General features: G+C 63.1%; 12 protein-coding genes. 2 read left to right on the forward strand and 10 right to left on the reverse strand.

The window, feature by feature from the left end:
- Positions 1-9 precede the first annotated feature (9 nt).
- Positions 10-1584: a TRAP transporter large permease subunit gene (locus tag RBA95_RS04680; RefSeq protein ID WP_306015650.1), complete on the forward strand. Its 1575-nt coding sequence runs from the start codon at positions 10-12 to the stop codon at positions 1582-1584.
- Positions 1577-2719 (forward strand): AI-2E family transporter, encoded by a 1143-nt coding sequence (locus tag RBA95_RS04685; RefSeq protein ID WP_306015651.1) that lies wholly within the window; start codon positions 1577-1579, stop codon positions 2717-2719. Before RBA95_RS04680 ends, RBA95_RS04685 begins: the two co-directional genes overlap by 8 nt.
- A gap of 5 nt (positions 2720-2724) precedes the next feature.
- Here the strand turns inward: RBA95_RS04685 and RBA95_RS04690 are convergent, their stop codons facing one another.
- From RBA95_RS04690 to RBA95_RS04735, 10 genes are all read right to left on the reverse strand, one after another.
- Positions 2725-3735 carry a M48 family metallopeptidase gene (locus RBA95_RS04690; protein WP_306015652.1) on the reverse strand — a complete coding sequence of 337 codons (1011 nt, stop codon included), beginning with the start codon at positions 3733-3735 and terminating at the stop codon, positions 2725-2727.
- A 30-nt stretch (positions 3736-3765) separates the two neighbouring features.
- Positions 3766-4326, reverse strand: coding sequence for a LemA family protein (locus RBA95_RS04695; protein ID WP_306015653.1), 561 nt, complete (start codon positions 4324-4326; stop codon positions 3766-3768).
- An 88-nt stretch (positions 4327-4414) separates the two neighbouring features.
- Positions 4415-6655, reverse strand: a complete 2241-nt coding sequence (gene parC, locus RBA95_RS04700) for a DNA topoisomerase IV subunit A (RefSeq protein ID WP_306015654.1) — start codon at positions 6653-6655, stop codon at positions 4415-4417.
- Positions 6656-6764: 109 nt separating this feature from the next.
- On the reverse strand, positions 6765-7493 hold the full coding sequence (gene recO / locus RBA95_RS04705) for a DNA repair protein RecO (protein WP_306015655.1): 729 nt from the start codon (positions 7491-7493) through the stop codon (positions 6765-6767).
- On the reverse strand, positions 7493-8416 hold the full coding sequence (gene era / locus RBA95_RS04710) for a GTPase Era (RefSeq protein WP_306015656.1): 924 nt from the start codon (positions 8414-8416) through the stop codon (positions 7493-7495). Before era ends, recO begins: the two co-directional genes overlap by 1 nt.
- Positions 8409-9095, reverse strand: a complete 687-nt coding sequence (gene rnc, locus RBA95_RS04715; RefSeq protein WP_306015657.1) for a ribonuclease III — start codon at positions 9093-9095, stop codon at positions 8409-8411. The genes era and rnc overlap by 8 nt, the downstream gene beginning before the upstream one ends.
- 18 nt (positions 9096-9113) lie before the next feature.
- The gene (gene acpS / locus RBA95_RS04720; RefSeq protein ID WP_306015658.1) at positions 9114-9521 is read right to left on the reverse strand and encodes a holo-ACP synthase; all 408 of its coding nucleotides are present in this window, start codon (positions 9519-9521) and stop codon (positions 9114-9116) included.
- Positions 9518-10276: a pyridoxine 5'-phosphate synthase gene (locus RBA95_RS04725; protein ID WP_306015659.1), complete on the reverse strand. Its 759-nt coding sequence runs from the start codon at positions 10274-10276 to the stop codon at positions 9518-9520. Before RBA95_RS04725 ends, acpS begins: the two co-directional genes overlap by 4 nt.
- Entirely contained in the window at positions 10276-10860 is a 585-nt protein-coding gene (gene pyrE / locus RBA95_RS04730) for an orotate phosphoribosyltransferase (protein WP_306015660.1), read from the reverse strand. The genes RBA95_RS04725 and pyrE overlap by 1 nt, the downstream gene beginning before the upstream one ends.
- Positions 10857-13100, reverse strand: coding sequence for a bifunctional (p)ppGpp synthetase/guanosine-3',5'-bis(diphosphate) 3'-pyrophosphohydrolase (locus tag RBA95_RS04735; protein WP_306015661.1), 2244 nt, complete (start codon positions 13098-13100; stop codon positions 10857-10859). Before RBA95_RS04735 ends, pyrE begins: the two co-directional genes overlap by 4 nt.
- Positions 13101-13103 lie beyond the last annotated feature (3 nt).

Genomic DNA, 13103 nt, shown 5'->3' on the forward strand with positions numbered 1-13103 from the left:
GTCTAATCCGTGGATACTCTTATCTTTCTCTTGCCCTTTGCCATGTTCGTTGCAGCGTTCGCCGCCTTGCTCCGCGGGTTTCCCGTGGCGTTCACGCTGGCGGGTGTGGGCCTGGCCTTCGCCCTGATCGGCCTGGCGATGGGACTGTTCGACCCGTTCCACCTGCGTGCGTTTCCCCAGCGTATCTACGGCAATATCATGGAGATGGACAAAGCCATCCTGGTCGCTGTTCCGCTGTTCGTCTTCATGGGCGTCATGCTGGAAAAGTCCCGCATCGCTGAACAATTGCTCGACGCCATGGGCTCGCTCTTCGGAACCTTGCGCGGCGGACTGGGCATTTCGGTCGTGATTGTGGGCGCGCTCCTCGCCGCCTCCACCGGCATTGTCGGCGCAACGGTCGTGACCATGGGGCTTTTGTCGCTGCCCACCATGCTCAAGCGCGGCTATTCGCCAGCACTGGCTTCGGGCTCGATCGCCGCAGCCGGCACACTGGGCCAGATCATACCCCCCTCCATCGTGCTCGTGCTGCTGGGCGACCAGCTGTCATCAGCCTATGCCGAGGCGCAGCGCGCCCAGGGCATCTTCTCGCCCGACATCGTCTCGGTCGGGGATCTGTTTGCAGGCGCGCTCGTCCCCGGCCTGCTGCTGGTTGCGGTCTATGTGCTCTACCAGATCGGGGTCGCCATCCTGCGCCCCACCGCCTCGCCCGCCATTCCCAAAGAGGAAATGCATGCGGACTGGGGCAAGCTGCTCAACGCCCTGATCCCCCCGCTCATCCTGATCATCGCGGTGCTGGGCTCCATACTGGGCGGCCTCGCCACGCCGACCGAAGCCGCCGGCGTTGGCGCGCTGGGCGCAATCTTGTTGGCGGGCTACCGCAATAGCGGCGCAAGCACAAATCCGGTGTTCGGCAAGTCACTGGTCCTCGTCAGCGCGCTCGCCCTGTTCGCCTTGCTCCTTTCGCCCCTGCTCTTTGACCTTCGCGCCGGAGCGACGACGCTCCAGACGGGGATGGCCTACGCCCTCTCCATCATCGCCGCCCTGGGCGTGCTCATGGCCTGTATCCGTCTGTTCCGCACGGGCGTGCTCGACGCGGTCATGCGGTCCACCGCGCAGATCTCGGCCATGGTGTTCGTCATCCTGATCGGGGCCAGCCTGTTCGCGTTGGTCTTCCGGGAGCTCGGCGGTGACGACACGGTGCGCACCGCGCTTGAATCCGCACCCGGCGGCGCAACCGGCGCGCTGATCGTCGTGATGATCGTGATGTTCCTTCTGGGCTTCTTCCTCGACTTCATCGAGATCACCTTCGTCGTGGTCCCGATCGTCGCGCCCGTATTGTTCATGATGGGCGTGGACCCGGTCTGGCTGGGCGTGATGATGGCGCTGAACCTGCAGACCAGCTTCCTGACGCCGCCCTTCGGCTTCGCCCTGTTCTATCTGCGCGGCGTCGCTCCGCCTGAGGTGTCCTCAGCCGCGATCTATCGGGGGGCGGCGCCATTCGTCATAATCCAGCTTCTGATGATCGCCATGGTCGCGGCCTTGCCGTGGCTGGCGACGGCGCTGCCTGGACTGCTTTATGACTGATGACACCGAGACAGACGACGCATCGAACAACAGCAATTTCTCCGCCCTGATGTCGGACCGGCAAGCCCTGCAGCGTGTCTTCATCGTGCTGCTGGCGCTGGGCATATCGATCATCTTCATCTGGATGATCCGCGGATTTCTCAGCCCGCTCTTCATGGCGGCGGTCTTTGCGATGTTCCTCAACCCGGTGCATCGTTTTCTCAAGCCCATCACCTTCGGATCATCCTCGGCGGCGGCGGGCGTGGTGCTGGTGCTCGCCGTGGTCGGCGTGCTCATTCCTCTGACCGCCATTCTCGCCATCGTCGCCGATCAGGCGGTCCAGGTGACGGGCGCTGTCGCGCCCTGGCTGCAAGACCAGATTCGCGGCATGCGCGAGGGCGGCATGGACGCCTTCCCCCAATGGCTGCCATTTCGCGACAGCCTCGCCCCCTACCAGCAGGAAATCACCAATCAGGCCGGCCAGTTCGCGTCCAATATCGGCGGCTGGGTCGTGGACGGCTTGCGCAAGGCCACATCGGGCACCTTCGGCGCCTTTCTGGATCTGGTGGTGCTGTTGTTCGCGTTGTTCTTCTTCCTCACCCGTGGCCCCCAGCTCGCCAGTCATGGCCTCAAGCTGATGCCCATGCCGAGCGATGATCGCGAGCTGCTGGTCGAGCGCGCCATATCGACCATTCGCGCGACGGTGAAAGGGACCTTCGTCATCGCCATCATCCAGGGCGCGATGACGGGCGTCGCGCTGGCCATTGCAGGCGTGCCCGGCGCGCTGTTCCTGGCCACCCTGACGGCCGTCCTGTCGGTCATTCCAGGCATTGGCCCGCCCCTGGTCTGGGGACCGGCGGGCCTGTGGCTGATCGCCAGCGGCAATTACTGGGCGGGCGGTCTCCTGATCGCCTGGGGCGCCATCGTTGTCGGGCTGACCGACAATCTCCTGCGGCCCAGCCTCGTGGGCAAGGACGCCAAACTGCCCGATCTGATGATCCTGATTTCAACGCTCGGCGGGCTGACCCTGTTCGGGGCGATTGGCCTCATTGTCGGGCCGATGATCGCCGCGCTCTTCTCCTCGATCTGGTATCTGTATGCCCAGTCCTATGCACCGCTCCTGAGCGAGGACCATCCCGAAGAGCTCAAGGACTAGCGCAATCAGATTTGCGGGATCGAGGTCTCGCGCAAAGGGCGCTGCCCGCCTGCATAGTCGACCAGCGCGGCGATGCGTTTTTCGATGGGCGGGTGCGTGGCGAACAGGCCCGCAAAACTGGCCTTGGTCTCATTGTCGATGAACATCTGACGGACTTCCTTGGGCGCGTCCTTCATTTCGCTATGACCGGAGATCTTCTCCAGCGCCGAGATCATCGCGTCCGGGTTCTTGGTCAGCTCCACCGCACCGGCATCGGCCATGAATTCGCGCGACCGGGACATGGCGAACCGGATGAGAATGGCCAGTCCATAGGCGACCGCAACGATCAGCCCCGCCACAAGCAGGATGACGCCCGCATTGCCCGAGCGTCCCCGCCGGGCCCCGCCCGCCCGCGACAGGGAGCCGTAGAACAGGCTGCGCGCCGCGATCTCCACGGTGAAGGAAATGATCCCGACAAAGATCACGGCAATCACCAGAAGGCGTACATCTCGATTGATCACATGGCTCAGTTCATGGGCCAGAACCGCTTCCAGCTCGTCACGATTCAGCCGCTCCATCAGGCCGCGCGTCACCGTAATGACAGCTTTCTTCTCGCTCAGCCCTGATGCATAGGCGTTCAGCGCGCTTGTCTCGATGACCCTCAGGGACGGCATCGGCATGCCGCGCGAAATGGTGAGATTTTCCAGAAGATTATAAAGCTCGGGCTCATCGATTCGGCTGACCGATTTCGCGCCCGTGGACGCGTCGATAATGGCCTGATGGCTGAACCAGGCAATGGCGAACCAGATCGCCACACCGATCATCACGAAGGGAAAGGCGCTCAGCGTCCAGTCAAGCGCCGCCATCGCCGTGCTCTGAGCCGCCCCGCCCTTGGAGGTCGCTGTACCCGGATCCGCCAGGATCAGAGCGGCCGCAAAGACCAGCGCCAGCACAAGGACCGGAAAACCGGCCAGCAGCAGGATGGATTTGAGATTATTGTTCCAGATATGGGTGCGCAGGCCCGTGGCGGCGATCATCATGCGCCTCCCTCAGACCTGCGCATCGCCCTAGAACTTCACGGACGGCGCGGCGTTCACGGCAGCGCGTTCATTGGCGGCGACTTCAAAGAAGTCCGCCTCGTTGAACCCGAAGGAATTGGCCAGCAGGACCGCCGGGAATTGCTCGCGGGCGGTGTTGTACTCGCTGACCGCATTGTTGAAGAAGCGGCGGGCGGCCGCGATCTTGTTCTCAAGATCGGCGAGTTCGTTCTGCAGCGACAGGAAATTCTCGTTCGCCTTCAGGTCGGGATAGCTCTCGGACAGGGCGAACAGCTGGCGCAGCGCGCCGGACAGTACGTTTTCAGCTTGCGCAAGATCCTTGACCGAGCTGGCGTCCACCGCCTGTTGGCGGGCCTTCACCACGCTTTCCAGGGTCTCTTTCTCGTGGCTGGCATAGCCCTTCACGGTCTCAACAAGATTGGGGACGAGATCGTGGCGCTGCTTGAGCTGCACATCAATATCGCCCCAGGCCTGACGGGTGGTCTGCCGCAGCGCCACCAGACGGTTGTAGACCATCATGACGAAGAGGCCGATCAGGACGATCACACCGAAAACAATCAGCAATTCCATGTAACGCTCCTTGATGGCGCTGAGGGGACACCGGTTAAAGCCTTACTCTGATTGGGGGAGAAGGCCAAGTTATGGTTTGGTCAAACCCCTAACGCCCACCAAACGTCTTTGAGGAAAAGCCGCGCGGGGCCAGCTTGCCGGCCTGGGCGCGCTTGCCTTCGTAATAGCGCCAGTCTTCCACGAGATGACGACGGCCCGCCGGATCAACGCGTACAAGCCCCTCTTCGGCGCTGAAGACGGTGATGTCAGCGACTTCGCCGGCCTTGCCGCCCAGCAGGCGCACGCCCTTGCCGCGCACCATTTCAGGGATCTCATCGGCGGCGAAGACGAGAAGCTTCTTGTTCTCGCCCAGCACCGCAATACGGTCGCCCTCCAGCGCCAGGGCCATCATGGCCTTGTGCCCGTCGATCACATTGAGCACTTGCCGGCCGGCGCGCTTGATGGCGGGCAATTCCTTTTCCGCCACCACAAAGCCATGGCCGGAGGTGGAGGCCAGAAGCAGCTTGCGGTCCGCCTTGTATTTGAACAGGGCCACGGGCTCGGCGCTCTCATCCATATCGATCAGCAGGCGCACCGGTTCGCCAAAGCCACGCCCGCCCGGCAGCTTGGACGCGTCCAGCGTGTACACCCGGCCATCGGTGGTGAGCATCAGGATCTTGTCGGTCGTCTCGGCCTTCAACGAGAAGGCGGTCTCGTCGCCGTCCTTGTGCTTGATGCCCGTGACGTCGTCGGTATGCCCCTTGAGCGCGCGAATCCAGCCCATGCGTGAGAGCACGATGGTGATCGGTTCGCGCGGGATCAGCGCTTCTTCGACCATGTCCGCGAGATCGGCCGCCGGCGCGTCGGCGAAACTGGTGCGGCGCTTGCCCAACTCGGTGTTCGGCCCGAAGCGCTTCTTCACGTCCGCGACTTCGCTATCGACCTTTTTCCACTGCAGGGTCTCATCGCCGATCAGAGCGGTCAGCTCGTCGCGCTCGGCTTCCAGGCGCGCCTGCTCGTCCCGGATCTCCATTTCCTCGAGCTTGCGCAGGCTGCGCAGGCGCATATTGAGGATGGCTTCGGCCTGACGATCGGTCAGGGAGAAGGTCTTGATCAGCTCGTCCTTGGGATGATCCTCGAACCGGATGATCCGGATCACCTCATCCAGATTGAGATAGGCGACCATGAAGCCTGACAAGACTTCCAGCCGGTCTTTCACATGCTCCAGACGCGTCGTCGCGCGGCGCACCACCACTTCACGGCGGTGATCGAGCCAGATTTGCAGCGCTTCCTTCAGGCCCACCACGCGCGGAGCCCCGGTGGGGTCGAGCACGTTCAAGTTCAGCGCAAACCGGATCTCGAGATCGGTCAGCTTGAACACGGACTCCATCAGGAGCGCGGGATCAATGGTGCGTGATTTGGGTTCCAGGATCAGGCGCACATCCTCGGCGCTCTCATCCATGACATCCGCCAGCAGCGGCAGCTTCTTCTGATCGAGCAGCGCGGCGATGCGTTCGATCAGCTTGGCTTTCTGAACGAGATATGGAATCTCGGTGACCACGACCTGCCACTGGCCGCGGCCCAGCTCCTCGACTTCCCAGCGGGCGCGCAGGCGGAAACCGCCCCGCCCCGTTTCATAGGCGTCGAGAATGTTCTCGCGCGTTTCCACGCACACCCCGCCCGTGGGGAAGTCCGGGCCCTGCACATAGTTGAGCAGGGTTTCGGTGGCCGCGCCCGGCGTCTTGATCAGATGGCGCGCGGCATCGCACAGCTCGGCCGCATTATGGGGCGGGATATTGGTCGCCATGCCCACCGCGATGCCCGCCGAACCATTGGCCAAGAGGTTCGGAAAGGCGGCGGGCAGAACCAGCGGCTCCTTGTCCTCGCCATCATAAGTCTCGCGGAAATCGACCGTGCCTTCGTCATAATCCTGCAAGATCAGGGTTGCGGCTTCGGTCAGGCGCGCTTCGGTGTATCGCATGGCCGCCGCGCCATCGCCGTCCACATTGCCGAAATTGCCCTGGCCTTCCACGAGCGGATAGCGCGAGGCGAAATCCTGTGCGAGACGCACCAGCGCTTCATACACCGCCTGATCACCATGGGGGTGGAAGCGGCCGATCACGTCACCCACCACACGAGCGCATTTCTTGAACGCGGTGTCGGGTGACAATTTCAGGAGCCGCATGGCGTACAGAAGACGGCGGTGAACCGGCTTCAGGCCGTCACGCGCATCCGGCAGCGCCCGCTGGGTGATGGTGGACAGGGCATAGGCGAGATAGCGCGAGGAGAGCGCATCATTGAAGCTCTCATCGAAAATACGGCCGCCATCGCCGGGAAATTGCTCGCCCATCCAGATCCCCTCAGGTCATCCAAGTGATTCGATCACACCCCAGTATGGAGCGGATCGTCCTGTCAGGGCAGGTCCGGACGCAGGCTTTTCAACAGTTGCGCCGAGCGCATCACAGGCGTCCGTCAGCCTCCAACCGTTCGATCATCCGGGTGCGGGCATCGGGCAGCATGCGGTCGGCCGGCCAAAGCACCCGGCGCTCGATGAAATGGCCGGTCAGTTTCAGCCCAGCCGCCACATCGCCCACGGCGACCGAACCGCCACCCTTCATGAAGCCCGGCAGAGCCAGCATGCGGTCCTTGTAGGGCTCCCCCGCCTCGGCGCTGACTGCCCGGCCGGATTTGGGGCTGACATAAACGAGATCAGTTTCAACGCCGGTGGCCGCGCAGCGCCTCAGATCGAGCCCGTATCCGAGATCAGACAACAGCCCCGCCTCCCACCGCACATAAAGCGCAGGCCAGAGATCGGGATCTTCCAGGGCGCTGATCAGCACCTCGAACGCGTCAGCGACGGCCGGGTGCTCTTCGCGTTCGGGCAAGCACATTGACGCCATGGCGCACGCCGCGTTCAGCCCGGACAAGGCCAGCGGGTCATCCATGAGGACACCGGCGGACAGGTCTTCCGCCTCGATCGCGAAACCGCCCAGATGGCTTTCCAGACGCGCCCGCCAAACCGCACGGACGCGGTTGCCCGGTTGCAGGATGGGCCGCATGGACTTTGATCGTCCGCCCCGGACCAGGCCGGCATGGCGGCCATGCTCCGCTGTCAGGACCTCAACCACCGCGCTCGTCTCCCCATGGGGACGCACGGCGACGATCCGGCCTGAAGCGGTCCACTCCATCAGGCGTCGAAATCAAGCCCGAGCGCGTTGAACCGGGCGCGTTCATCGCCCCAGTTCGGGCGCACCTTCACGAACAGGAACAGGTGCACCTTGCGGTCCAGCTGCTCTTCGAGATCGGTGCGTGCGGCGGTAGAGACCCATTTGATGGTCTGCCCGCCCTTGCCGAGGATGATCGGCTTGTGGCCTTCACGCTCCACATAGACCGTCTGCTCAATACGAACCGAGCCGTCCTTGTTGTCCTTCCAGCTGTCGGTCTCGACCGTCAGGCCATAGGGCAGCTCGTCATGGACCCGCAGATAGAGCTTTTCACGCGTCACCTCGGCGGCCAGCATGCGCTCGGACAGGTCCGCGATCTGATCCTCAGGATAGAGGAACGGGCTTTCCGGCATCAGGGTGACCAGAAAGTCCGCGAGGTCCTTGATCCGGTCGCCATTGCTCGCGCTGATCATGAAGACATCGCTATAAACGCCTGTTTCATAGAGCTTTTGAGACAAATCCAGAAGCTCTTCGCGTTTGATCAGGTCAATCTTGTTCAGGACGAGCACCGCCTTGAGATCATGGGCTTTGAGCCCGTCGATCACCCGCTCCACATCCTCAACTGTGCGGCGCGCCTGGCTCAGCTGAGCGGCGGCGTCCACCACATGGACGATCGCGTCCGCATCATCCGCGCCCTCCCAGGCGCTGGCGACCATGGCGCGATCCAGACGCCGGCGCGGCGCGAACACGCCGGGCGTATCCACCAGCACCAGCTGGGCGGCGCCGTGCATCATCACGCCGCGCACCTGAAAGCGCGTGGTCTGGACCTTGGGGGTGACAATGGAGACCTTGCGGCCGACCAGCGCATTCACCAGCGTGGATTTACCAGCGTTCGGCGCGCCAATGATGGCGACAAAGCCGGCGCGTGTCGCATTTTGATCAGCCATCTGCGGCCTCCCGTTTGAGCATTTCCGAGGCCGCGGCGCGTTGGGCGTCCTGTTTGGACCCGCCCTCGCCGCGCGCCGGTTCGACGCCGTCGAGCCGGACTTCAATTTCAAACACCGGACGATGATCCGGCCCCTTGCGCGCCACCGTTTCATAGATCGGGACGCCATAGCCTTTTTGCGCCGCCCATTCCTGGAGCTGGGACTTGGCGTCTTTCGGACGGCGGGTCAGCTGTTCAATCTCATCCGCCCAGAAGGTGGAGAAGAAGGCCCAGGCCGCATCCAGCCCGCCATCTAGATAGAGCGCGCCGATCACCGCTTCGCAGGCGTCAGCGATAATGGATTCCTTCTCGCGCCCGCCCAGCCGTTCCTCCGCAGCGGAGAGACGAAGTCCCTCGCCCAGCTCGCAGCGCCGTGCGGCGCGCGCACAGGCGGACTTGTTCACCACCGCATTGAGCCGCTGGGCCAGCCCGCCTTCCTCCAGATTGGGAAAGGTCTCATACAGACGCTGGCTCGCCATCAGGCCCAGAACCCGGTCACCGAGAAACTCCAGGCGCTCATTGGACGAGGCCCGAGAGCGCCCATCACCGTGCGAGGCATGGGTCAGCGCGCGCTCCAGAAGTTCCCGGTCCTTGAACCGGTACCCGATGCGCGCTTCAAAATCTTTGATCCGATCACTCATGATACGGGCTTCATTCTCTCAAGCGAGCCCCGGGTCAACCGCTTCGATCACCACAAAGGCCTGGGCGTAGGGCGGCTCGTCACTCATCGTCACATGAAACCGGGCGGCCCGGCCTTCGGGAATGCGGGCCATGAGCTGGGCCTGCGCCTCGCCACTGAGATGAATGGTGGGCTTGCCGCCCTTGAGATTCATCACCTCGATATCGGTGAAGCTGACCCCGCGCCACAAGCCTCCGCCAATGGCCTTGGCGCAGGCTTCCTTGGCCGCAAATCGTTTGGCGTAGGTATTGATCCGCCCCGGACGCGCTTCGGCGCGCGCCTGCTCGGCTTGAGTATAGATACGATCCAGAAACCGCGCGCCAAAGCGCCCGATCGCCCGGTCGATCCGCCGAATGTCGGTCAGGTCCGATCCAACGCCCAGAATCACAGGGCTGTCTCCGACCAGGCCTCATCCATCAAGGCGCGCATATGCTTCACCGCCGTGTCGAGTCCGGTGAAGATCGCTTCGCCGATAAGGAAATGCCCGATATTGAGCTCGGCGATCTCTGTAATGGCGGCAACCGGTTTCACATTGTCAAATGTCAGACCATGACCGGCATGGGGTTCCAAACCGCGCTTGCGCGCCTCAACCGCCGCCATGCGAATGCGCTCGAGCTCGGCCGCCGCTGCATCCTGACCACCTTCAAGCCAGAGCTCGGCATAGCGCCCGGTATGAAGCTCGACCACAGGCGCGCCCAGCACTTCGGCGACGGCGATCTGAACCGGGTCTGGCTCGATGAAAAGCGACACCCGGCAACCGGCATCCGCCAGACGGCGCACCACAGGCGCGATCTGATTGTGAAGGCCGGCGACATCGAGCCCGCCTTCAGTCGTCCGCTCCTCGCGCTTTTCAGGAACAATGCAGGCCGCGTGCGGTTTGAAGCCGACCGCGATCGCGGTCATTTCCTCGGTCGCAGCCATTTCCAGATTGATCGGCAATTGCGAGGCTTCACGCACTTTCTGAAGATCCGCGTCCTGTATGTGACGCCGGTCTTCTCGCAAATGAATGGTCAGCCCGTCCGCGCCCGCCGCCTGGGCCATGGCCGCCGCGCGCGCGGGATCGGGATGCACACCGCCGCGGGCGTTCCGGATGGTCGCCACATGGTCGATATTCAGGCCCAGTCTCTGGCGCGGCTTGGTCATCAGGCCAGCCCTCGGCTGCCCGGTTTGATCGCGGGAATGCGTTCCAGCTCTTCAGGCAGATCATCCGCCGGATAGGCCGGGAAGTTGACCGAGGCGAGCGCTACCAGCGGCACGCCCACATCGGCCTTGCCGCCGGACCGGTCCACCAGACAGCCTTCCGCCACGACCTTGGCGCCGGATTTTTCAATGGCCGCAATGCATTCGCGCGAGCTGAGTCCGGTGGTGACGATATCCTCGATCACGAGCACCCGGTCCGCAGCCGTCAGCTCAAACCCGCGACGCAGCGCAAACTCACCGTTCTCGCGCTCCACGAACATGAAGGGCAGATCCATGTGACGGCTGGTTTCATAGCCGGGAATGATTCCGCCCATGGCCGGTGAGACGATGGCCGTAAACGGGCCATGCCCTGCCTGTTTAAGCGCCTCAGCGAGCGCCTTGCACAGACGCTCGGTGCGCGCCGCATCGCGAAAGACCAGGGCCTTTTGCAAAAAGACCGGACTGCGCAGCCCGGACGAGAGAATGAAATGACCTTCAAGAAGGGCGCCCGCCTCCTTGAACTCCGCCAGCACGTCCTCGGTGGTCATGCGGTCTCCTTTAAGGCAGCGTCTTCGGTCAAACGCGCACGTTCAGCCGAAACGACGCGATCGCTGGTCTTCAGCGCCGAAACAATATTGCTCAGATGGCGCGCGTCAAAAACCTCGACATCAAACGCCATCTCGAAAAAGTCGCGAGTTCGCGACAAGGTCTTCACATCGGTGATGTTGCCGCGTGCATCCCCCACGACGCCCGCGATTTCCGCCAGCACGCCCGGTTCGTTCCGGATGGTGGCGTGAATCCGGCCCACAGATACGCCGCGCGTATCCGCTTCAGGCGTCCATTTGAGGTCGATCCAGTTGGCGAGGTTCGCGTCGTCTTCAAGCGCCGCCAGACGTTCGCAATCAATCACATGGACCTGAACGCCCCGGCCAGGCTGCATGACGCCCACAATCCGGTCACCCGGAATGGGCGAGCAGCACTCGGCGAAATGCAGCGACACGCCCGGCGTCAGGCCCCGGCCATGAACAAAGAGCGCGCCCTTGTCATCCTCAATGAGCTCGCGGTCAGACAGGCTGTCGCCACGATACTCTCGTTGACCGGGGAACACCGCATCAAGCATTTCAGACGAACTCACAGTGCCGCGCCCCAGGGCAATCAGCAGGGCTTCCGCGTCTTCAAGCTCGAGACGCTTGAGCGCGTCGCCTAGCGCATTGTCCTTGAATTCCTTGCCCTCACGCGCAAAGGCGTGCTCGGCGATCACGCGACCGATACGCGCAAACTCCTCGCTTTCGGATTCGCGGATCAGTTTGCGTATAGCCGCGCGGGCGCGTCCGGTGACCGCGACTTCTTCCCAACCGGCGGGCGGCTGGCGCTCGCCGCCTTTGACGATCTCAACCACATCGCCATTGGAGAGGCGCTGGCGCAGCGGACGTTCGCGACCATTGATGCGCGCGCCAATGGCCGTATAGCCCAGCTCGGTATGGACCGCGAAAGCGAAATCGAGCGGAGTCGCCCCGTTGGGCAAGGCAATGAGCCGCCCCTTGGGTGTGAAGCAGTAGACCTGGTCTGAGAACATTTCGAGCTTGGCGTGCTCGAGGAATTCGTCCGGGTCCCCACCCTGCTCCAGGATCTCCACAAAGGGGCGCAGGCGATCGAGCGGATCGCCGCCAGCCTCGCGCGCCGCCTTGGGATCATAGCCATAGCCATTCTCGGTCTTGTAGCGCCAATGCGCCGCAACCCCGGTATCGGCCACGCGCTCCATCTCTTCGGTGCGGATCTGAAGCTCCACGCGAATATTGCCCGGCCCGATGATCGTGGTGTGCAGCGAGCGGTAATTGTTCGGCTTGGGCGTGGAGATGTAGTCGTGGAAACGCTCGGGCACGCAGCGCCAGGTCCGGTGCACCACGCCAAGCGCGGCATAGCAGTCTTCCGGCGTCGCAGTGAGGATGCGGAAGGCGTAGATGTCGGCGATATCGTCAAACGACACGCCCTTCTTCTCCAACTTGCGCCAGATGGAATAAGGGCGCTTCTCACGCCCGAACACCCGACACTCAATTCCGGCGTCGGTGAGCTGCTCTGAGAGTGTGGACGAGACGATTGCAACAGCGTCAGCGCGGGTTTCACGCAATTCGGTCAGACGGCGCGTGACAGACTCATAGGCGGCCGGATTGACGTTCTCGAAGGACAGGTTTTCAAGCTCGACACAGACCCGGTTCACCCCGATCCGGCGAGCCAGAGGCGCATAGATCTCAAGGGTTTCAAGCGCCACGCGTTCACGCTTCTCGGGCTTGGGCACATAATGCAGCGTGCGCATGTTGTGCAGCCGGTCGCACAGCTTCACGAGCAGCACGCGGACATCGCGCGTAATCGCGACCACGAGCTTTTGCAGGTTTTCCGCTTGCTTGGTGCGTTTGGAGGCGAGCTCCATCTGCCCCAGCTTGGTGACCCCATCAACGAGCTTGGCGACGTCCGCGCCGAACAGGCGTTCGATATCCTCAAGCGTCGCCGAGGTATCCTCGACCGTATCGTGCAACAGGCCGGTGCATACGGTCGCCACATCCAGACGCAGCTCCGCCAATAACATGGCGACGGCGACGACGTGGGAGTAATAGGGGTGACCGGACTGGCGCGACTGTCCCTCATGACTGTCGCGCGCAAAGTCGTACGCGCGACGGATCAGATCCGCATCAGCCTGAGGATAATACGCCTGGACACGCGCAACCAGATCGTCGGCGCTCGGGATTGCGTCGGCGGATGCGAGCGCAGACGGGGACGCCAGCGCACTCATGAG

This window comes from Oceanicaulis sp. MMSF_3324, assembly GCF_030733545.1.
Taxonomy (GTDB): domain Bacteria; phylum Pseudomonadota; class Alphaproteobacteria; order Caulobacterales; family Maricaulaceae; genus Oceanicaulis.

Bases quoted from the DNA above. Each gene is read 5' to 3' on its own strand.
- RBA95_RS04685 (WP_306015651.1), top strand. From the start codon at position 1,577: ATGACTGATGACACCGAGACAGACGACGCATCGAACAACAGCAATTTC.
- RBA95_RS04690 (WP_306015652.1), bottom strand. From the start codon at position 3,735: ATGATCGCCGCCACGGGCCTGCGCACCCATATCTGGAACAATAATCTC.
- RBA95_RS04695 (WP_306015653.1), bottom strand. From the start codon at position 4,326: ATGGAATTGCTGATTGTTTTCGGTGTGATCGTCCTGATCGGCCTCTTC.
- parC (WP_306015654.1), bottom strand. From the start codon at position 6,655: ATGGGCGAGCAATTTCCCGGCGATGGCGGCCGTATTTTCGATGAGAGC.
- recO (WP_306015655.1), bottom strand. From the start codon at position 7,493: ATGGAGTGGACCGCTTCAGGCCGGATCGTCGCCGTGCGTCCCCATGGG.
- era (WP_306015656.1), bottom strand. From the start codon at position 8,416: ATGGCTGATCAAAATGCGACACGCGCCGGCTTTGTCGCCATCATTGGC.
- rnc (WP_306015657.1), bottom strand. From the start codon at position 9,095: ATGAGTGATCGGATCAAAGATTTTGAAGCGCGCATCGGGTACCGGTTC.
- RBA95_RS04725 (WP_306015659.1), bottom strand. From the start codon at position 10,276: ATGACCAAGCCGCGCCAGAGACTGGGCCTGAATATCGACCATGTGGCG.
- pyrE (WP_306015660.1), bottom strand. From the start codon at position 10,860: ATGACCACCGAGGACGTGCTGGCGGAGTTCAAGGAGGCGGGCGCCCTT.
- RBA95_RS04735 (WP_306015661.1), bottom strand. From the start codon at position 13,100: ATGAGTGCGCTGGCGTCCCCGTCTGCGCTCGCATCCGCCGACGCAATC.